This is a genomic window from Dysgonomonas sp., assembly GCF_035323175.1.
Classification (GTDB): domain Bacteria; phylum Bacteroidota; class Bacteroidia; order Bacteroidales; family Dysgonomonadaceae; genus Dysgonomonas.
The window spans coordinates 46,134-66,864 of record NZ_DAOKYH010000009.1 but is presented as its reverse complement, the minus strand read 5'-3'; the positions used below and the strand labels follow the sequence as shown (position 1 = coordinate 66,864).

General features: G+C 38.7%; 16 protein-coding genes. 9 read left to right on the top strand and 7 right to left on the bottom strand.

Annotated features, from left to right (window positions below; translation table 11 throughout):
- Nucleotides 1–27: 27 nt before the first annotated feature.
- The 3 genes from bglX to PKC55_RS11640 all read right to left on the bottom strand — a co-directional run bounded on the left by bglX (nucleotide 28) and on the right by PKC55_RS11640 (nucleotide 5,629).
- Nucleotides 28–2,301 carry a beta-glucosidase BglX gene (gene bglX, locus PKC55_RS11650; protein ID WP_291126041.1) on the bottom strand — a complete coding sequence of 758 codons (2,274 nt, stop codon included), beginning with the start codon at nucleotides 2,299–2,301 and terminating at the stop codon, nucleotides 28–30.
- A gap of 25 nt (nucleotides 2,302–2,326) precedes the next feature.
- Nucleotides 2,327–4,669: a hypothetical protein gene (locus PKC55_RS11645; RefSeq protein WP_291126043.1), complete on the bottom strand. Its 2,343-nt coding sequence runs from the start codon at nucleotides 4,667–4,669 to the stop codon at nucleotides 2,327–2,329.
- A gap of 213 nt (nucleotides 4,670–4,882) precedes the next feature.
- On the bottom strand, nucleotides 4,883–5,629 hold the full coding sequence (locus PKC55_RS11640; RefSeq protein ID WP_291126045.1) for an NUDIX hydrolase: 747 nt from the start codon (nucleotides 5,627–5,629) through the stop codon (nucleotides 4,883–4,885).
- A 181-nt stretch (nucleotides 5,630–5,810) separates the two neighbouring features.
- Here PKC55_RS11640 and PKC55_RS11635 point away from each other — a divergent pair, with 181 nt between their 5' ends.
- Nucleotides 5,811–8,237, top strand: a complete 2,427-nt coding sequence (locus tag PKC55_RS11635; protein WP_291126047.1) for a beta-glucosidase — start codon at nucleotides 5,811–5,813, stop codon at nucleotides 8,235–8,237.
- Nucleotides 8,238–8,333: 96 nt separating this feature from the next.
- Here the strand turns inward: PKC55_RS11635 and PKC55_RS11630 are convergent, their stop codons facing one another.
- Complete coding sequence (locus PKC55_RS11630) at nucleotides 8,334–8,765, bottom strand: energy transducer TonB (RefSeq protein WP_291126049.1); 432 nt, start codon at nucleotides 8,763–8,765, stop codon at nucleotides 8,334–8,336.
- Between the two features lie 80 nt (nucleotides 8,766–8,845).
- Between PKC55_RS11630 and PKC55_RS11625 the strand changes: the two genes are divergently transcribed.
- From PKC55_RS11625 to PKC55_RS11605, 5 genes are read left to right on the top strand one after another with little or no spacing between them, the layout of a single operon-like run.
- On the top strand, nucleotides 8,846–9,154 hold the full coding sequence (locus tag PKC55_RS11625; protein ID WP_283686900.1) for a DUF4286 family protein: 309 nt from the start codon (nucleotides 8,846–8,848) through the stop codon (nucleotides 9,152–9,154).
- 1 nt (nucleotide 9,155) lies between these two features.
- On the top strand, nucleotides 9,156–9,716 hold the full coding sequence (ruvC, locus tag PKC55_RS11620; RefSeq protein ID WP_283686901.1) for a crossover junction endodeoxyribonuclease RuvC: 561 nt from the start codon (nucleotides 9,156–9,158) through the stop codon (nucleotides 9,714–9,716).
- A 13-nt stretch (nucleotides 9,717–9,729) separates the two neighbouring features.
- Nucleotides 9,730–10,392, top strand: a complete 663-nt coding sequence (lipB, locus tag PKC55_RS11615) for a lipoyl(octanoyl) transferase LipB (protein ID WP_291126051.1) — start codon at nucleotides 9,730–9,732, stop codon at nucleotides 10,390–10,392.
- Nucleotides 10,393–10,403: 11 nt separating this feature from the next.
- Nucleotides 10,404–11,159 (top strand): SDR family NAD(P)-dependent oxidoreductase, encoded by a 756-nt coding sequence (locus PKC55_RS11610; protein WP_135103456.1) that lies wholly within the window; start codon nucleotides 10,404–10,406, stop codon nucleotides 11,157–11,159.
- A 36-nt stretch (nucleotides 11,160–11,195) separates the two neighbouring features.
- On the top strand, nucleotides 11,196–12,419 hold the full coding sequence (locus PKC55_RS11605; RefSeq protein WP_324373115.1) for a C45 family peptidase: 1,224 nt from the start codon (nucleotides 11,196–11,198) through the stop codon (nucleotides 12,417–12,419).
- On the opposite strand, the gene PKC55_RS11600 is transcribed toward PKC55_RS11605, so the two are convergent.
- Both PKC55_RS11600 and PKC55_RS11595 read right to left on the bottom strand, forming a co-directional pair.
- Nucleotides 12,370–13,536 carry a PepSY-associated TM helix domain-containing protein gene (locus PKC55_RS11600; RefSeq protein WP_291126055.1) on the bottom strand — a complete coding sequence of 389 codons (1,167 nt, stop codon included), beginning with the start codon at nucleotides 13,534–13,536 and terminating at the stop codon, nucleotides 12,370–12,372. The genes PKC55_RS11605 and PKC55_RS11600 overlap by 50 nt on opposite strands.
- Before the next feature lie 93 nt (nucleotides 13,537–13,629).
- Nucleotides 13,630–16,029 carry a TonB-dependent receptor gene (locus PKC55_RS11595; RefSeq protein WP_291126057.1) on the bottom strand — a complete coding sequence of 800 codons (2,400 nt, stop codon included), beginning with the start codon at nucleotides 16,027–16,029 and terminating at the stop codon, nucleotides 13,630–13,632.
- A gap of 657 nt (nucleotides 16,030–16,686) precedes the next feature.
- On the opposite strand from PKC55_RS11595, the gene lpdA reads away from it, so the two are divergent.
- The gene (gene lpdA / locus PKC55_RS11590) at nucleotides 16,687–18,042 is read left to right on the top strand and encodes a dihydrolipoyl dehydrogenase (protein WP_291126059.1); all 1,356 of its coding nucleotides are present in this window, start codon (nucleotides 16,687–16,689) and stop codon (nucleotides 18,040–18,042) included.
- A gap of 15 nt (nucleotides 18,043–18,057) precedes the next feature.
- Here lpdA and PKC55_RS11585 read toward each other — a convergent pair whose 3' ends face one another.
- Nucleotides 18,058–18,927, bottom strand: coding sequence for an NAD kinase (locus PKC55_RS11585; RefSeq protein WP_283686909.1), 870 nt, complete (start codon nucleotides 18,925–18,927; stop codon nucleotides 18,058–18,060).
- Between the two features lie 203 nt (nucleotides 18,928–19,130).
- On the opposite strand from PKC55_RS11585, the gene PKC55_RS11580 reads away from it, so the two are divergent.
- Together PKC55_RS11580 and PKC55_RS11575 are read left to right on the top strand one after the other, a co-directional pair.
- On the top strand, nucleotides 19,131–19,862 hold the full coding sequence (locus PKC55_RS11580; protein WP_135103447.1) for a pyridoxine 5'-phosphate synthase: 732 nt from the start codon (nucleotides 19,131–19,133) through the stop codon (nucleotides 19,860–19,862).
- 2 nt (nucleotides 19,863–19,864) lie between these two features.
- Nucleotides 19,865–20,728, top strand: coding sequence for an energy transducer TonB family protein (locus PKC55_RS11575; protein WP_135103446.1), 864 nt, complete (start codon nucleotides 19,865–19,867; stop codon nucleotides 20,726–20,728).
- The last annotated feature ends 3 nt before the right edge of the window (nucleotides 20,729–20,731 follow it).

The following is a 20,731-nucleotide window of genomic DNA, read 5'->3' as shown; positions in this document are numbered from 1 at the left end:
TATAATTATAATATTTAAGAGAATCGATTATTTCACCAACTCGAATTTACTTGATTTTACATCTTGGCTATTCTTTCCAATCATGACTTCAAACATACCCGGCTCACAAACATAATCTATATTATTATTGTAGAATTTCAACTGATCGGCAGTTATTGTAAACTTAACTGTTTTTGTTTCACCTGCTTTCAGGAATATCTTCTCAAAACCTTTCAGTTCTTTCACCGGTCTTGAAATACTGGCAGCCTCATCTCTGATATATAGCTGTACGATTTCATTTCCATCTTTATTTCCTGTATTCGATACAGTTACACTAGCTTCTACACTTCCGTTCTCATTCATCTTATTTGAGTTGAGCTTAACATCACCATACTCGAAAGTAGTATAGCTAAGGCCATATCCGAATGGATAAAGCGGCTCATTAACCTCGTCAATATAATTTGCTTTAAACTTATGAGGGCCGCCTTCCACATACGGTCTACCTGTATTCATATGATTGTAGTAGATAGGAATTTGCCCAACCGAACGAGGGAAAGTCATTGTTATCTTACCCGATGGATTGTAATCGCCAAATAAGATATCTGCGACAGCGTTACCCGCTTCACTACCGGGAGCCCAAGCCTCTACGATGGCAGCACAATTCTCATCTTCCCAAGTTAATGTAAGAGGGCGTCCGTTAAACAGTACCAATACTACAGGCTTACCTGTTTTCACAAGCTCTTTAAGCAATGTTTTTTGGTTTTCGAAAAGATCAATATTTGTTCTTGATGCCGATTCTCCACTTTGGCTATTTCCTTCACCTAAAGCCACAACTACAACATCAGACTGTTTTGCAACTTCAACAGCTTCTTTTAGTAATTCTTCCGGAGATTTAGGATCTTTGGATACAAATGGGAAACCATAAAAATTTGACTTATCAAAGATAAACTCATCATCAACTATATTTGCTCCTTTCGCATATACTACAGTAGCATTATCACCCACTGCATTTTTAATACCTTCTTTTAGTGTTATCGAATATTTCTTATCGGCAGTAAGTGCCCATGTACCCATCATATCATATTGTGAATCCATAAGAGGACCGACCAAAGCAATTTTCCCTTTTTTCTGTAAAGGCAAAGTTTGGTTTGCATTCTTCAGTAAAACAGTAGATTGTCTGGCAGCTTCACGAGCCAAAGCTCTCGATTCTGGTGTCACCAATGGCTCTCCTACACGTTTCAAATAGCGGAAAGGGTCTTCAAACAAACCAAGTTTATATTTAGCTTCAAGCACTCTTCTACAAGCCGCGTCTATATCTGCTTGTTTTACAACACCTTTTTTCACTAATCCGGCTAACTTTGTTAAGAAAGCTTCTCCGGCCATATCCATATCTACTCCTGCATTTAGAGCTAAGCCGGTTACTGTTTCCAGATCTCCCATACCATGATCTATCATTTCGTTGAGAGATGTAAAGTCAGTAACAATAAAACCATCAAAGCCCCACTGTTTTCTCAACACATCTGTAAGCAACCATTTGTTTCCTGTAGCAGGAATTCCTTCTACCAAATTGAATGATGTCATCAAGCTTCCTGTTCCGGCTTCTACGGCTGCTTTATATGGCTCCATGTAGTAATTAAACATCTGAACCCGACTCATATCCACTGTGTTATAATCCTTACCTGCCTCCGATGCTCCGTAAAGGGCAAAGTGCTTTACGCATGCCATGGCTGTATTATCAGCACTCAGATCGTCACCTTGAATACCTCTAATCATTGCTTTTGCAACAAGTCCGCCAAGATACGGATCTTCGCCTGCGCCTTCAGCCACACGTCCCCAACGCGGATCGCGAGAGATATCTACCATCGGTGAATATACCCAGTTTATACCTGTACTGGTAGCTTCTACAATAGCTCTGCGTGCTGTTTTCTCAATCAAAGCCGGATCCCATGTACATGCAAGAGCTAACGGAATAGGAAAAATAGTTTTGTAGCCATGAATAACATCCAATCCAAAAAGAAGCGGAATCTTCATGCGTGTTTGCGTAGTTACTATTTCCTGCGCCTTTTTCTGTTCTTCAGGGCTTATAACATTCAAGAAAGCTCCGAGTTGGCTTTTTGTAAGCTTTTCATTTATATTCTCAGTAAAAGTAGTCCCTGTCATCAGAGCAGGTGATGCTGCAAGATTTAACTGCCCCACTTTCTCTTCAAACGTCATTTGCTGCATCAGATTATCTATAAACTGATTCATCTTTGTATCGCCTTTGTTTTGACTATACACACATAAGGATAGTCCCCAAAGAGCTAATAATAAAACTTTTCTCATAATCTCTATTTATTAAAATATTATATTAAAATCTGTACTTAATACCAAATTCTGCTGTAAACGGACGAATATAGGTCGCACCCTGTATAGTTCCGGCAACTGCATTTGCCTGCTCTTGATTATATAGGTCTGTTCCTCCGATTGTACCGCCGATACCTTCTTGATTAAGCAGGTTTACAAAATTGGCATAAAAATCGAAGTGTCCTTTGTAGTTTATATTCAAACCTCCAAATGTTTCCCAGTGACCTTTATAATATAAGTTGTTTGGCAGGTTTGCATATTGCTTGCTATAATAACGACCACTTAGCCAAACTCTTGCGTTTGTATTTTTATCTATACCGAATGAATAGCTAGGATCTATCTCGAGTAAGAATTTAGAAACTACAAGAACATTTTTATCGTCAAACTTTACAGGCTCCGGAAGCATTGCTCCACTCGGGAACTTAGGATTGATCGAATAATTTTTGTAAACAGGATCTTGCAGTGTCACTAAAAAGTGAAGGTTAAAGTTTTTTAGAGAATTGTCGAAAAACTTAAACGGCGTAAACATAAAGTCCGTCGTCCAACCCAGTGTTTGAATGTCGTAGTAAATAACCGTGTTAGCACTTTCATTTCCTAACTTCAGGTCCATGCGTCCAACATAATTATTTTTACTAATAAAAGTACCTTTCGATACCAACTCTACCAGCGGGTGATTGAAGTATAAACCTAAGCCTCCACTTAATACTGTATTTTGCTTGGCATCTACTTCGTATTGACCTGCATAGCTTTCCAAGTGAGGTGATTGCCTGTTATATCCGGCATCAGCTAGTAAACCAAAGCTATTTGTCAGTTTATAAAGAGCATCAGCATTAAAAACAAGATTCAGATAATCATCATTTATTGCTTTATATTTAGATTTGTCTTTAGATAAAGTCCCATCGGCATTACGCGCTGTTACAGACAAAAGATCTCCATTCTTATTATATCTAGGGGCATAAGTTCCCTTAACTTTTTGCCATTCCACTCTCGCACCATATCCCACATTAAAATTTGGGCTGATATTCCATTTATCAGAAAAATATAAAGCCAGTTTTCTTTCATATCCGCTATCGTACTCTGTTCCTATATTGTACATTTCATTTCCTACTATACTTTTGATTTGACCGTATTGATCAAATTGAAATATCTGATTTGAGTTATCAACAACTTTAGAAGGGTTCTCTTTTACGTCTGTATAATATGTTGAGGTTTTTGTATAATATTCTCCCGGATTATACATAGCCCCCATTAAGCCTATATTAAAATCATGCGTATTGGTCTTTTTATTCAGATTCAAAACTCCTGATAGAGTTTTTATAGTCATTTCGGGATTAGAGAAGAGCCAATGCTGAATACCGGCATTCCCTTTTACAGGCGTACCATCCATATAGCTATAACCTGTGATATCGTGTGCACCTAACAGCACCTGGATCAATTGAGAGCCTTTGGTTTGTGACAATTTAAATGTATAGTTTAAGTTCCAGTTATTATCAAATTTGTTTTCTCCGATAAGATACAATTCATGTGTTTTCCATTTATTTTGGTCAAACATATCTTCTTCAATCATATTCCCTGAATACACGTCTTTCATCCATACTTTTCCTGATTTTTCAAAGAATGAAGACCGTCCGATTTTTACACCTGGAATTTCCTTTATACTACCATCCCCATTATAGTAAAAGGGACTGAATCCTAAAGATATTCCACCTGTATTCATATATTTATACATAACGCTGATCTTATCCCTGCCTCCGTTATACTTCTGGGTCAATGCACCTTTAAACATTTGAGTCTGGTCATTATAGTATTTTTTGAAAGGGACGTCTAATGTTCCGGGATCATAATTAAGATAAAATCCTGCTGCAAAAGAAAGTCCATTTTTATTGATCGGAGCACTTATAGCACCGGTAGCTTTCATCAAGCCGTAATGGTTTCCGGTAATGTCAAAATTACCAAATACCCTATCTGTCCCCAGATTATCATACGTAGCAATAGAAATGCCAACATCTCCCGTACGCAATGCTGTCTGATTTAAGTTTAGAGTTTCGAAACCTATAGTTGAAGCATCCAATCGCCATGCTCTAGTGGGGAGAACCGGCCAATAAAAGTAAGAGACAGGTAGTCCATTTTCCATAACCGATGTACCGCCAACGCCGGCAGGCAGTCCGATATTTACCGTACGAGGCCCTGTACTGCTGCTAGCATTCAGCATCATGTTTTTTTCATCCTTAGCATCGGCTGCAACCGTATCCTTTTTTAGCGCCTCAACCTTTTGCGCATATATAGTTGTACTACCCAATAAGGATAGTAAGATAGCGGTATATATTACTTTATTTATATTTCTCATATTTATGTTAAAACATTAGGGATTAATTTTGTTAAGTTCAGTCTTTTACGTGTGGTGTATTTAATACGCGATACAAAAGTATAGCATTATTTATTAGCGTACAATATACGCTACAACAAAATAACATGTTTTAAAACATAAAACAAGAAAAAAAATATCCAAGCATGGATAAAACATACTTGGATACACATAAATAATAACAAAATGATTATATCATAAATCCAACAGCTCTTCTATTCTCTTCATATTGAAAGAGTACAAGTTTGGCTGAGGATAGGGATCGGATTCTCTTTTTTTATCGAGACTAACAATTAATTCAGAAGTTAACATTCGTTTTCTAAAATTACGCTTATCAAGTTCCTCTCCCAATATATCTTCATATATCTTTCGCAACTCTACTATCGTAAACTCCTCGGGAAGCAATTCATATCCGATAGGAATAACGTCTATAAGCAGTCGTATATGCTTTATTGCCCGATTTATGATTTCATTATGGTCATGGCTGAGTTTAGGTATTTTATCTATATCAAACCACATACTCAAGTCTGTATCGTCTTCGCTCAACGATACCTGATCGTAACGCACGAAAGCAAAATAACCCAACGTCGCATATCGGCTCATCAAATTGGGGATATCGTCAGGGCTAACACCGTAACTTTCCAGCAGATCTCTATTGTTATCTATATTACAACGATCTTTCTTTCCAAATAAATAGAATTGTCTCAATTTTATGTTAGTCAAACCGGTGCGCTGAAGTAAAACCCTTTGTACAGCTTCATCAACATCCTCTTCTTTATGGACTAAACCTCCCGGCAACATCCACAGTTTACTTAATTTATATTTATTGAGCAATATCTTCATTTTTTGCTCATGAAAAGATATAATAACACAGTCTACAGATAGTCCCGGGTGTATATTCTCTGTCTGTGCTTTAAAAGTCTCCAAGTACAATGATTTCATAAGTCTCTCTTCTTTACATCATTAAACCAATATCTATTTTTCAGACGACATGATCCCTCATGCTGCATGTTATACAACATAAAAAATAAAAGCGTATTGTGTACGTCATATGGGCATATGTATTAATTTTGCCTCTGGTGTGTAAAATACGTTATTATAAAATTGATAAAAAAATATTGATATGATAAAAAAATATATTTTAACAGGTTTTTGTTTAATTATCGCAACTTTTGAATTATTAGGCCAACCGCCTAAACAAATTGTTGTAGATGGAAAAACATTCCCAGACTTAAATAATGACGGAAAACTACAACCGTATGAAGATACTCGTTTGCCCAACAACAAACGAATTTCAGACTTAATGACTCGCCTGACACTAGACGATAAAATAAATCTAGTGTTGGGAACGGGCATGAAAGGCTTCGAGGGGTTGATAAAAGACATGGTAGTAGGAGGAACAGAATACCTAGTCCCGGGTGCTGCCGGCACAACTTATCCTCTTGACAAATATGGTATCCCGGCTATTGTGATGACAGACGGGCCGGCAGGTGTGCGCATCAGCCCAAACAGAAAAAACACAGATCAAACATTTTATGCAACCGGCTTCCCAGTGGGCACTCTATTAGCTTGCACTTGGGATACAAAGTTGATAGAACAAGTAGGGCGAGCAATAGGAAACGAAGTATTGGAATACGGATCTGATATACAACTTGCTCCGGCTATCAATATTATGCGGAACCCACTCTGTGGACGAAATTATGAATACTACTCGGAAGACCCTTTATTGACAGGAAAAATTGCGGCGGCAATGATAAACGGTATACAGGAGAACGGTTCGGGAACATCGGTAAAACACTTTGCGGCAAACAACAGTGAAAAAAACAGAATGGACTTGAATGTCAATGTATCTCAGAGGGCATTAAGAGAGATTTATTTAAGAGGTTTCGAAATCGCAGTTAAAGAATCAAACCCAGCAACCATAATGTCTTCTTATAATAAGATAAACGGAATATATACTTCTGCCGATTATGATTTGCTGACAACAATACTAAGAGACGAATGGGGATACAAAGGTGTAGTTATAACAGACTGGTTTGGTGGATATAGCAACGGACTAGAAGCTCTGATGGGTAAAGGGAAAGAACACAACACATCGCTGCAACTAAAAGCCGGTAATGACTTATTAATGCCGGGTATTCCTTCACAAAAAGAAGACATACTGAATGATTTAAAATCGGGAGCTCTTACCGAAGGGGATTTGGATATTTGTGTAAAGAGAATATTGGATATGATCTTGTCTTCAAACAAAATAAGAAACTATCAATTTTCAAACAAACCCGACTTGAAAAAACATGCAGAACTCACACGTCAGGCAGCAACCGAAGGCATGGTTTTATTAGAAAATAAAGAGAATGCTCTCCCTCTTGCTCCAAGCACAAAGAATCTGGCTGTTTTCGGAAGCTTATCTTACAATCTCATTGCCGGAGGAACAGGTAGTGGAGATGTAAACAAGGCATATATTGTATCACTAAAAGAGGGACTAAAGAATGCAGGCTATTCAACGGATCAGAAACTAGATCAATTTTATACTCCATTTGTAAATGCTGAGGTAGCCAAAGTAAAAGAAGCGTTGAAGGCTAACCCGTTAATGCTGGTTCCCCTAATGCCTCAACCAAAACTTAAGGAGTCGATGATAAAAGAAAGTGCCTCAAAAAATGATGTTGCAATAATTACTATAGGAAGAAGTTCGGGAGAATTGGACGATAGAAAGATTGAAGCTGATTTTAAACTGACACAAGAAGAACTGAACCTAATAGATAATGTATCATCTATATTTCACGCTCAAGGGAAAAAAGTGATAGTGGTTCTCAATAATGGAGGAGCAATAGAAGTTGCAAGCTGGAAAGACAAAGTGGACGCAATCTTAATGGCTTGGCTTCCGGGGCAAGAAGCCGGAAACTCTGTAGCGGACATTTTATCAGGGAAAGAAAACCCATCGGGAAAATTATCTATGACATTCCCCGTAAGATATGAGGATGTTTCTTCTGCCGACAATTTCCAAGGACTTCCTGCCGACAAGCCGACTGAAGTGATGTATAAAGAAGGAGTATATGTAGGATACCGATATTTCAACACCTTTAATGTAAAACCTGCATACGAGTTTGGATATGGTCTGTCTTATACAACATTTGAGTATTCTGATATGAGAATAAGCGACAAGGTGTTTGACAACGAACTGTATGTAAGCGTTAATGTGAAGAACACAGGAAAAGCGGCAGGAAAAGAGATTGTTCAATTATATTTATCCTCGCCAACGAATGTTATAGATAAACCCGCAAAAGAACTTAAGGCTTTTGCCAAGACCCGATTGCTAAAACCGGGAGAAGAACAAACAGTAACTTTACGTTTAACTCTTCGCGATTTAGCTTCTTTTAATCAAGGAAAGAGCGCATGGGTAGCAGACAAAGGTTCTTATCAGATTGAAGTGGCGGCATCTGCTCTAGACACAAAGCTGAAAGAGTCATTTATGTTGCCGGAAACAAAAATTGTAGAAAAAGTAAATAATGTACTGAATAACAAGGCTTCTTTTGTCGACTTAAAACCTTAATTAACTTATATAAATATTCAAAGAGGTTGTTCTGAAAATTGGTTCAGGACAACCTCTTTAATTTAAAGAAATCATTTACTAACAATATTAATATGCCTATTCTGACTTTAATTTAAAAATGACAGGTAAAGTAAATTCATCCGAGAGCCTATTCTTATTTACCGGAATCCATTTAGGCATCATTTTTACCATTCTTACAACAGCGCTATCACACGAAGACTCTAAACCCTCTTTTATTCTCACATTCACGACTTCCCCATTAGGCGCAATATTGAATTGTACAACGACCTGTCCCTCTATCCCTTGTTTTTGAACAGATTTGGGATATTCCAAGTTCTTTTCGATAAAAGAATATAAAGCACTTTCTCCACCCGGATATGTCGGCATTGGTTCTGTTGTAATTAAAACGTTCCCGTTAGTCTGTGCATTACAAATAATAGCAATATAAAAAAATAAGTAAAAAACATACTTCTCATAATCATAATAATTATCTTTCTCTAATAGATATCTAAATCTATAAAATTCCATAAGCAAGAACAGCTTGTTTCATTCTTGAAGAAAAACCCATAAACTTTTCGTATTTTTGTTTAGAAAAAAAACACTGACAAATGATCATTTTCAATACTACATTTCATGTAGAAGACGAAGTCTGCAACGATTATATCCGTTTTATCAAAGATGTTTACATAATCAAAGCAACGAATAGCGGTTTCTTATACGAACCTCGTTTCGCACGTATCCACGCACAGCATGAGGAAAGTGGAACCAGCTATTCATTACAGTTCAAGGTGAAGAATGTAGATACGCTCAATCACTGGTATGCTACAGAAGGCGAAGCTCTCCAGAAAGAGCTAACCTCTCTGTTTGGAAATAAGGCTTTGGGGTTTGTTACATTATTAGAAGAAATAAGCTTGTAGTATGATACAAAAAGAACGAATAATATTGGGTATCGACCCCGGCACACAAGTAATGGGATACGGTATCTTGCGTGTAGTGAATAACAAGCCCGAACTATTAGCAATGGGGGTACTACAACTCAGTAAGTATGACGACCATTATCTGAAACTCCGACGGATTTTTGAACGGATAATTGGGCTGATTGATGAATTCCTACCCGATGAACTAGCCATCGAAGCTCCTTTTTTTGGAAAGAATGTGCAAAGTATGCTCAAGCTGGGTAGAGCTCAGGGGGTAGCTATGGCTGCTGCATTATCGCGGGACATTCCCATTTTTGAATACGCCCCATTGAAAATAAAAATGTCAATTACCGGAAATGGACGTGCAGCTAAAGAACAAGTTGCCTATATGTTACAACATTTCCTCCATATACCCGACAGTAATATGCCAACTCAGATGGATGCTACTGATGGTTTAGCCGCTGCAGTTTGCCATTATTTCCAAACAAACAACCCTACACAAGAAAAGAAATTTACAAGTTGGAAAGATTTTATAAATAAAAATCCGGGAAAAGTTAAATAAATAAGTAAATACAATGATATACAAAGATCTAGAAAATATAGAATACGGGCATGCATGGAAATACCAGCAAGAGTTATTCGCAGAAGCCCTATCCCTTAAGGAGAAAGGGGAACAGCCCGAAAACTACCTCTTGTTTTGCGAGCACCCACATGTTATAACAATTGGCAAACATGGTAAACATGAAAACCTTCTGTTTCAGGAAAATTTTCTAAAAGAAAAAGGAGTATCACTTTTCCAAATAGATCGTGGAGGAGATATTACATATCACGGCCCGGGACAACTTGTAGGTTATCCTATCTTCGATTTAGAATCATACGACATCGGACTGAGACAATACATCTTTAACCTAGAAGAAATTATAATTCGTTTTTTGGCGTCTTACAATATCAAAGCTGAAAGACTCGAAGGTGCAGCAGGTGTATGGATAGATACAACAGTCTCTGCTCGCACACGAAAGATTGCGGCGATAGGTGTGCGTAGTAGCCGCTTTGTGACAATGCACGGATTTGCATTCAACATAAATACAGATTTATCTTATTTCTCACTTATCAATCCTTGTGGCTTTGTTGACAAAGGCGTAACATCGCTTGAAAAAGAGCTTGGGCATAAGGTAGATATGGAAGAAGTAAAAAGCAGAATGAAAGTATTATTTGAAGAGGTATTCATCCCCAAATAAGCACAATAATTATGGAGAGTTTGCAAAACAAGATAGTATTTGTCACAGGCGGAGCCAATGGTATTGGCAGAAGCATAGTAAAAGCTTTTTGCGAAGAAGGAGCAGATGTTACTTTTTGCGATATGGATGAAGAGGCAGGAAAGCGACTAAGCGAAGAGATGAAAAGCTATAAATGCTCATTCGCCCAACTTGATGTTTCCGATGCAAGAGCTTTGAGTGACCTTATTCATACTATTATCTCCCAGAAAGGAAATATAGATATCATTATCAATAATGTAGGAGTTAGCAATTTCGGATCGATACTCGATGTGTCAGTAGAAGACTTCGACAAAGTTCTGAACATCAACCTACGTCCTATATTCATATTAGCCAAATCATTAGCAAAACACCGCTCACTAAATAAAGAATTAAACACCTACGGGCGAATAATCAACATGGCATCTACCCGCTACCTGATGAGCGAACCGAATTCCGAAGCCTATGCGGCATCTAAAGGAGCAATCGTATCGCTTACTCACGCTTTAGCTATTTCCCTTAGTGAATATAATATAACGGTGAACTGTATCAGTCCGGGCTGGATAGACACAGGGCATTATGGCGATTTACGTCCCGAAGACCATAAGCAGCACCCTTCGGGCAGAGTGGGCAAACCCGAAGATATAGCTCGCACTTGCCTGTTCCTTTGCGATCCGGCGAATGATTTTATTAATGGACAAAATATTGTAGTTGACGGAGGTATGACAAAAAAGATGATATATATAGAATAAAATATATTACTTTTATCTGTCTTAAAATCAGTTACTATGAAACGCCTATATTTTATTTATCTTTTGCTATTCGTACTTTCCGGTCACGCCATAGCATGCACCACTGCTATTATATCAGGTAAAGGAACTATCGACGGACGCCCCTTGCTCTACAAACACAGGGATACAAGTGCCTTACAGAATAAGCTAATGGCTTTTAGCGATGGTAAGTATCAGTACATTGGCATTGTAAACAGTACAGATAAGACAGGCAAAGAAGTATGGGGAGGCTACAACTCTACAGGCTTTGCCATAATGAATTCAGCATCGTACAACCTGAATGAGAACGAAGTAGGACCTGAGGAACGTGAAGGGATTGTCATAAAAATGGCTCTGCAACAATGTGCAACGCTTGCCGATTTCGAAAAAATGCTGGAAACATTACCGAAGCCTCTTTATGTAAATGCAAACTTCGGGGTGATAGACGCACAAGGAGGAGCTGCCTATTACGAAACAGGCGATTATACTTTCAAGAAATACGATGCAAATGATCCTTCCGTAGCTCCTATGGGATATATTATACGCACCAATTATTCTTTTTCGGGAGATAGAGCCAGAGATAAGGGTTTGAGCCGCTATCAGGCTGCCGAACCGTTATTTTACAATGCTGCTTTATCAGGCTCACTTTCTTACCGCTTCTTGTTACAGGATGTTTCACGTCATCTCACACACGGACTGACCGGGACAAACTTATATGACATAATGCCTCAAGACACTTCAAAGACTGTTTTTGCAGCATTCAGAGACTATATACCCCGCTACTCTACCTCTTCGGTTATCGTTGTGCAAGGCGTGAAAAAGGCTGAACCCGCTTCGCTTACCACTATGTGGACGATATTAGGTTCACCACTTACCACAGTGGTTGTACCCGTATGGCTCAATAAAGACAATTGGTACCCATCCACAATGATTGCCGATGAAACAGGAAATGCAAAGCTATGCGATTGGTCTCTGAAACTAAAGAAACAACTCTTCCCCATAGACCGGGGAGAAGGCAATGACTATATCAATCTAGCGGCACTCATTACCGCTGATGGCAACGGCATTCTGCAAAAGATAAAACCCATAGAAAACCAGATATTAAACAAGTCCGATTCTCTATTAAACCATTGGCGAAAGGATGGCTATAATCCGGCTGAACTAAAAGTGTTTTGCAAGTGGGTAGATAATCTTATTCAGCAATATTACTCTTTTTCTCCTTCGTCTTTTTCCTCTTTCTGATGTAAAGATATAATCCTGTCAACGGCAGGCTCATACCAAATAGAGTAGAAAGAAATACCAATAATCTGCCCGCTGTACCGCCTATGGCTCCGATATGAATATCATAATTCATACGGCGTAGCTTGTCTGCAAAATCTTTGTTTTCATATTTGCCCTGATACGGATGGTCAACCTCAACCTGTTTAAAGCTATATTTGTCAAACGAGTACCTATCTACATTATAGTACAGTTTCTTGTCGGGGAATACGGTTATCATAATGGCTGAAGCCTTATCTTCTACATTGGGTAAATATATCGAAAAAGCCTGAGCTGTAGGAGCTTTTTGCGACAGATCCGAAAACAATGAATCAATTCCCAGATAAATATCTTTAGCAGGAGTATCAACATGCAATGTATCGGATTGTGCCATTCTCCATTCAGGCATTACCCTGCCACCCGAAGTAACCTTATATACACCCTGCGACCACCATTCCAATGCCCACACCATACCCGTAAGGCTTATGATAAGGAGTATAAAAGCGGCATAAAAACCAAGAATATTGTGCAAATCATACACTTTCTTATACATTTTGGTTTTCTTCTTCCATCTGAACCAGAGACTGTATTTAAGGGCTTTTTTACTTTTCGGAATCCAAAGAATAAGTCCTGTGATTATTACAACCACAAAAACCAATGTAGAATAGCCTACAATGGGTTGCCCTATACTATAAGGAAGCCAAAGTGAAAAGTGTCCCATCCCAATGAAATCCCAAAAGTCGTACCCCGAAGAACCTTCAGCTCCTTTTACCGATATCACTTTGCCCGTATAAGGATCCATTTGTAGCGAATAATTATACCCTTGCCCACGAAAAGTTGCTTTAATTGGGGCATCTTCCGAATACTCTATATAATCAGGCGTTTTATCTTTAAATTCTTTCTTGGCAATTTCTATTACCGATGAGGGCGAAACAACCGTCGTATGTTTGCCTTGCGATACTTCGGGCAGTTTCTCCTGATCTACCCATCCATTCAGCTTTAATGCCCAAATAGCTCCCGTCAGGCATACAATAAAAAAAATAAGCCCGGAGATAAGCCCCAGGTAAAGATGCAGTTGATAAGCTATCTTTTTGAATGTCATGAGAGTTTTTTTTTAATTAGAAAATTTAAAGAGGATATCCCAAAAGTAATCTTCATTATTTAAATATTACTTTTGGGACAACCTCATTATTTCTTAGAATCTATAATTCAATGCAAGAGATATGGTACGCAATTTCTGCGGCGTAACTGTACTCCATCCTCCGTAATATTTTTTATTGGCGAGGTTATCCCCTTTCAAACTGATGGTATAGTTATCTCCATTATAAGAGATCAATGCATTGAAAATAGTATAACTTGGCAAAGTGAAACTACCGGTTGAGTGTCTGTTGAGTGTTTTATATTCTGATGCGTAGTTAGCTCCTGCGCCTACTCCCCACCCTTTCAATGAACCTGTAGTCAATTTGTAGCTTACCCATGCATTAAACAAATTTGCCGGACCTGACTCTTCCGATCTTAGACCGATATAATCACCATCGGCAGCATCCTTTGTTATCTTATTGTAATTGTGGCTATAACCAGCAATCATATTCAACCCTACAACAGGATTGGCAATAAGGCTAACCTCTACCCCTCTGCTCTTTACCACTCCGCCTTGAATTACATTCAACACATTCGCCGGATCAGCCATCGTCTTGTTAGAAACTTTGATGTCATAGTAGCTCACAGTCAACGAAACTCTATCATTATACAGGTTGCTTTTCACACCCACTTCCCATTGATTCGCTTTCTCAGGTTTCAAGATCTTCATAGAAGTATTACCAGAACCATCGTGCTGCGTTACAGGTTCAAGATTTTGAAAGCCATTCATATAATTAGCAAACAAAGAAAGATGTTGCAATATTGGCTGGTAAACAAGACCTAATTTTTGAGAGAAAGTCACCTGATTTTTCACCTCTTTAGCATTCCACGAAGTTGATGCTGAATAGTTATCCAAGCGAAGTCCTACCAATGCTGACAATTGAGGAGTAAAATTTACAACATCAGACAAATAGGTACTCCAAATTTTAACGGTAGAATTGGATACACTCCCCGGATCAGCAGATAAAAGAGCATCCACACCTGTAGCGGTAAGCACGCCTGTATCTGTCTGATTGGCAAGCGACACAACTCCGTTTCCAACCCAAGCATAACCATTGTCCTGATATTCTTTCTGTAAATAATCTACACCGAAAACAACTCTGTTACGCATGTTACCAAACTTATGATCTCCTGTAAAGTTTTGCTGAACATTTATAGCATCGGTAGAAGAATTTAATCTGGAAATATAGCGTGTAAAATCGCTACCATTTACATTGTCCCATAAATATTGATAATATCCGTCAGATTTTGTATTGCTGGCGGCCACAATAGTCTGCGAGTTCCAGTTTTCATTGATTTTATATAAAGCCTGAGCTTGCATACCGTAGGTAGGATTATTGACAGCAAGGCGATTACTTGTATATGATTTCTTATAGTTCTTTTCAAACAAATCAATATTTGAGAAAGTAACGGGAGCAGAACGGTATAAGAAAATCATAGGAGCTGTTGTTCTCTCCAACGATTTATATTCCGTATTAATAAAGAAAGTTAAGCGATCTGAAGCCTTAAACTTAAAGCTAGGAGCTATAAAAAATGATTTTGAATAACCATTATCCTGAAATGTATTTTCATAATGGTAAGCTCCATTGATCCTCATACTGGCTTTGTCGCTCAACGGTGTGTTTACATCCGCTGTTACTCTGTTTAACCCATAACTACCTGTAATGTAACCAAACTCTCCGCCAAAAGTATCATACGGTTTCTTGGTAACAACATTGATCAGACCACCATAATAAATAAGATTTCCACCGTAAAGCGTTCCCGAAGGACCTTTTACCACTTCTATATTTTCTACATTCGCCGGATCTAAAGCTCCGTTGCTGATGTTAGCCACACCATTCACAATGGTAGGTTGCAAAGAAAATCCACGCATGGTGTAATATTCCGCACCATCGCCTGCACGTCCGGTACTTTCCCACAAACGAGTTATACCTGTCGCATTTTTCAATGCTGTATTGAGGCTTGTAACGACTTGTTCTTTAATAACCGTCTTGTTGATTGTATTATATACCTGCGGATTTTCCAAGTCGGCAAGTGGGAGTTTAGCAACCGATGCACTTATTTTCTCAGCAAAAGGGTTTTTCTTGGTTGCTATAATTTCTATCTCTTGCAGATTTTCGGTCGTTTCGTTTAAGAAAACATCCTGAACCTGTAGGTCTTTACCTGACTCTACAGCGACTTCTACTTTAGACAATTGCAGTCCCACAGATGAGAACAAGAGCGTGTAACGTCCGGCATGAACGCCTGATATCTTATAGAATCCTTGAGAATTCGACATATCGCTCCTATGTAATTCTTCGATCGTTATACTAACGTTAGAAGCTGGTTTTCCATCAGAAGTAAATACCCGACCACTTATAACAGCCGATTTTTGCTGTGCAGACAATGATATGACAATGCCCATAAGCAAAAACATTATACCGAACAGGCGTAAAGAAATACGTTGTTGTTGCATTTGTAAGTAATTTTATGATAATAATTTTGTATGTTAATCAGCTTAACACACGTATGTTTCAGATATACGTAAACAAAGTCTATTTCTACTATCAAAAGATTATAGATATTTTAGTTATCCTTTGGGATGAGCCCGGCATTTTTTGTCTACTTAATTTGCTTACTCGTTTATATAAAAATAAACAGTGCTTTTTCGGCACAAAAATATAAATCAGTACAAAAAGCTACAATCACCATAAATAATGATTTTGAATAGAAAAAACACCTACTTTCAGGTATATAAAGATTAATTATAATTACAGGGGAAAGGATAACATTGAAAGAGTAAACTTCTTTCACACAAATAAGCTGAGACGATGTATTTAAGGAATGTAAAGCAAAAAACAATAGCAAGTCGAATAATCTAACTTCTATTGGGAGGAACAAATCACTAAATTCCCTATCTTTACCATGTTGCTATATCTTATAATATGACAAACTCGTCTTGTATAAAAACAATAAGATTTTATCTTTATCAGAGTAGGCACAGAGGATAAAAGGTAACAGATAAAAACAGCGATAAAACTGTCACTTTTGTCACCTTTTGCTCATAAGATACTGAAAATGAATATCAATTATTTTTGTAACCTTGTTACTTTTTTTACTATATAATTAGAATATGACTTTATACGATGTTGCTATTATTGGAGGAGGGCCCGCAGGTTATACCGCAGCCGAAAGAGCTTCTGCCAACGGATTAAAAACTGTATTATTCGAAAGGAATGCATTGGGTGGCGTATGCCTCAATGAAGGTTGCATCCCAACCAAAACCCTTCTATACTCGGCAAAGACCCTAGATAATGTAAAAAACTCTGCGAAGTATGGAGTCGGCGTAGAAGGAAGCCCAACTTTCGATCTGCCTAAAATAATTGCCCGCAAACAAAAAACAGTGCGTAAGCTGGTAGCCGGCATCAAACAGAAAATGGCTGCTCATGATGTAACAGTAATCATAGGCGAAGCAACTATCGAAGGTGAAGACGGAGAGCGTAATATCGTCATATCATGCAACGGTGAAACGATTACCGCAGCGAAGGTATTGTTATCTACAGGCTCTGAAACAATTATTCCTCCTATCAAGGGACTCAGCGAATCAGGGTACTGGACATCGAAAGAAGCATTAGACAACAAGGACGTACCGGAATCTTTAGCCGTTATCGGAGGGGGAGTTATCGGTGTCGAATTTGCTTCATTCTTTAATAGTCTGGGAGTAAAAGTGACAGTGATAGAAATGTTACCCGAAATACTCGGCGCAATGGACAAAGAACTATCAGCGATGCTTCGTGCAGAATATACCAAGAAAGGTATCGACTTTCACATGAACACCAAGATCGTTGAAATAAAAGGCGGTCAGATTATTATCGAAAAAGACGGGGAACAATCGACAATCGAAGCCTCTCAGATATTACTGAGCACAGGACGACGCCCTGTTACAGCAAACCTGAATCTGGATAAGCTAAATATCGAGTTGTTCAGAAACGGCGTGAAGGTGAATGAGAATATGCAGACGTCTCATCCCAATGTATATGCATGCGGAGATATTACAGGATATTCACTTCTGGCACATACTGCGGTACGTGAAGGAGAAGTAGCCATCAATCATATTCTAGGTAAGACCGACAGCATGAGCTACAAGGCAATACCGGGAGTGGTATACACCAACCCTGAGATTGCAGGAGTAGGACAAACAGAAGAAGAGCTTACGGCTAAAGGTATAAAATACACTGCTCACAAACTCCCAATGGCATATTCGGGACGTTTTGTAGCTGAAAATGAACTTGGAAATGGTGTTTGCAAACTGATCATCGACGAAGATTCAAAAATCATAGGTTGCCACATGTTAGGTAATCCCGCCTCGGAACTGGTGGTTATAGCGGGCATTGCCATCGAAAAAGGATTTACTGTAGAAGAATTTCAGAAAATTGTATTCCCTCATCCTACAGTAGGAGAGATTATACATGAATCGCTGTTCCTATAATCTTACGGGAAGGTCTTAGCTTTGGCGGGGATCAACGCCCCACATCAGTTTACTTCTCAACGTTTTGTAGAAGGTATTATCTTTCCGTTTTAATACCTGAAGGGTAAAGTCTGCCTTTTTTACAGTCAGCTTCGTTCCTGCCTGAAATACATTAGACCTTCCGTCCAATGAGATGAGAAAACTATTGTTACGGCTTTCTACATCAAAGGTGATGATACTATCATCTGTTATAACCAAAGGTCTGTCTCCCAGGCTATGAGGGGCTATGGCAGCAATAACGAAGTTGTGAGCATCGGGCGCTATTATCGGCCCTCCCACACTGAGTGAATATGCTGTAGAGCCTGTAGGTGTAGCCATAACGAGTCCGTCAGCTTCATACGAAGTCAGGTATTCGTCGTTGATATATGCATGCACGGTGATCATCGAAGCCGTATCCTGCTTCATAATAGCCACTTCGTTGAGAGCATAGTTGAAGCCATGATATATCTTATGTTCGGTAGTCAGATGCAGTTGGCTACGATGTTCGATACGATAGTTACCCGAAAAGACATCTTCGAAGGTAGCTTCCAGATCTTCTTCGCCTACATCTGCAAGAAAGCCTAATCGTCCGGCATTTATACCGAGTATCGGAATATTCTTTTTGCCTATTACCGATGCCGTACGCAGGAATGTTCCGTCTCCTCCGATTGTTACCACTAGGTCAACATCGAACTCATCGTTCTTTATAATACCTGCGACATTATATTGCAAGTGATGACAATCTCTTAGGTAGTAATAGAATTTCTCCTGAAGATAGATTTCTACGTTGTTATCGTTTAAGATTCCAAATAACTTTTCGACCTGTTCTTTCTTCTGATGTTTGCTACCGAATATGGCTATTTTCATCGCATTTACTTTTAACGGAACCTATTTATATACAAACAAATGATTTTCTAAGCTGTTAATAAAACGGAACTGATACGCGCATTCTCATCAAATCATATTACATTTGTAGTTTGATATCGTTCCACAAAGGTGCTAAAAAAGTTTTATCTATTAACATCTATCTCTGGCAATTTGTGAAGAACGGCGGTTTTTAATGGTTTGACATGACAAAGTTAAGTGTAAATATTAATAAGATTGCAACACTACGCAATGCTCGAGGAGGTAATGTTCCGGATGTTGTACAAGTTGCTCTCGATTGCGAAAAATTTGGTGCAGAAGGTATAACAGTTCATCCTCGTCCCGACGAAAGACATATTCGATTCAAAGACGTGTATGACTTAAAGGCAAAGATCAGAACTGAATTTAATATCGAAGGTTATCCTTCACAAAAGTTTATAGACCTTGTTACAACGATACGTCCCACACAAGTAACACTTGTTCCGGACAAGCCAGATGCTATTACATCCAATGCAGGTTGGAACACTGTTGAACATCAACAATTCCTATCCGATTTGGTTGATACATTCAGGGCTGTAGGTGTACGCACATCTATCTTTGTTGGCACAGAACTCGAAATAATAGAAGCAGCAGCAAAAACGGGAACAGACAGGATTGAGCTATATACAGAGCCTTATGCCTCCAATTATGTCAAAAACAAAGAGGCTGCCATAGAGCCTTTTGTTGCTGCGTCTAAATTAGCGAAGAAACTTGGACTAGGATTAAATGCAGGTCATGACCTCAGTCTCGAAAATTTGAATTATCTATATGAAAATATACCCACAATAGATGAAGTCTCTATTGGGCATGCCCTTATCAGCGACGCATTGTATTTGGGTCTTGAAAATACAATAAAGGCATACAAGGATTGCCTGAAACCAAAAACTGAAGTAGACTAAAAATGGAAGCTCAGAAGGATAAAATAATAGGTCTAGGTGCAACAATCGGATTTCACTTGCTAATTATCTTAGCTCTTATTTTTTATACCCTCGATTTGACACCAATGGCAAGGACTGCCGAAGATTTGGGAGGAGTTCCTGTTATGTTTGGCAACGTACCCGATGCATTTGGAGACGATGAGCCCTTTGGTAGAGGCAATGGAGACGTTGGTGCTGAAGAAGCCACTTCACCCAATGTGGTTGAAGATCCTATCCCGATGGTAGAAAATACTGCAACCAAAACAAAACCGGCAGTATCGAACACAAAGGAAGCTCCCGTTACTCAAAATCTGGAAGAAACAGTAGCTATAAAAGAAGCTAAGAAAAAAGCGGAAGAAAAGAAACAGCAAGAAGCAGACGAAAGGCGAAAGAAAGCTGAAGCTGACCGTGTAGCACAACAAGAAGCGGCTAAGAAAGGACAAATCAACAACCAAATGGCGGGGCTGTTTGGCAATGGGACAGGTAGCGGTAGCAGAGGCAATACTGAAGGAACAGGCACACAAGGTGTACCAACAGGAAATGCCAGTTATGGTAAAACGTCAGGAGTTGGCGGCTGGGGATCGTTCGATCTTGGTGGACGCAGCCTTGGCAGTGGCGGACTAATCAAACCGAACTATTCGGTAGACGATTACGGTACTGTTGTTGTCGATATATTGGTAAATGCTAAAGGTGATGTAGTAGAAGCCACTATCGGAAAAGGTACAAATACGCCAAACACAAATCTACGGAACGAAGCTCTAAGAGCGGCAAAAAGAACAAAATTCAATACAGTGTCATCTGTCACCAATCAAAAAGGAACAATCACATATAAGTTTAATTTAAATTAAATG

Coding starts and splice junctions, on each gene's coding strand:
- PKC55_RS11645 (WP_291126043.1), bottom strand. CDS start 4,669: ATGAGAAATATAAATAAAGTAATATATACCGCTATCTTACTATCCTTA.
- PKC55_RS11580 (WP_135103447.1), top strand. CDS start 19,131: ATGACAAAGTTAAGTGTAAATATTAATAAGATTGCAACACTACGCAAT.
- PKC55_RS11575 (WP_135103446.1), top strand. CDS start 19,865: ATGGAAGCTCAGAAGGATAAAATAATAGGTCTAGGTGCAACAATCGGA.
- PKC55_RS11600 (WP_291126055.1), bottom strand. CDS start 13,536: ATGACATTCAAAAAGATAGCTTATCAACTGCATCTTTACCTGGGGCTT.
- PKC55_RS11625 (WP_283686900.1), top strand. CDS start 8,846: ATGATCATTTTCAATACTACATTTCATGTAGAAGACGAAGTCTGCAAC.
- bglX (WP_291126041.1), bottom strand. CDS start 2,301: ATGAGAAAAGTTTTATTATTAGCTCTTTGGGGACTATCCTTATGTGTG.
- lipB (WP_291126051.1), top strand. CDS start 9,730: ATGATATACAAAGATCTAGAAAATATAGAATACGGGCATGCATGGAAA.
- PKC55_RS11595 (WP_291126057.1), bottom strand. CDS start 16,029: ATGCAACAACAACGTATTTCTTTACGCCTGTTCGGTATAATGTTTTTG.
- PKC55_RS11610 (WP_135103456.1), top strand. CDS start 10,404: ATGGAGAGTTTGCAAAACAAGATAGTATTTGTCACAGGCGGAGCCAAT.
- PKC55_RS11635 (WP_291126047.1), top strand. CDS start 5,811: ATGATAAAAAAATATATTTTAACAGGTTTTTGTTTAATTATCGCAACT.
- ruvC (WP_283686901.1), top strand. CDS start 9,156: ATGATACAAAAAGAACGAATAATATTGGGTATCGACCCCGGCACACAA.
- lpdA (WP_291126059.1), top strand. CDS start 16,687: ATGACTTTATACGATGTTGCTATTATTGGAGGAGGGCCCGCAGGTTAT.
- PKC55_RS11640 (WP_291126045.1), bottom strand. CDS start 5,629: ATGAAATCATTGTACTTGGAGACTTTTAAAGCACAGACAGAGAATATA.
- PKC55_RS11585 (WP_283686909.1), bottom strand. CDS start 18,927: ATGAAAATAGCCATATTCGGTAGCAAACATCAGAAGAAAGAACAGGTC.
- PKC55_RS11630 (WP_291126049.1), bottom strand. CDS start 8,765: ATGGAATTTTATAGATTTAGATATCTATTAGAGAAAGATAATTATTAT.
- PKC55_RS11605 (WP_324373115.1), top strand. CDS start 11,196: ATGAAACGCCTATATTTTATTTATCTTTTGCTATTCGTACTTTCCGGT.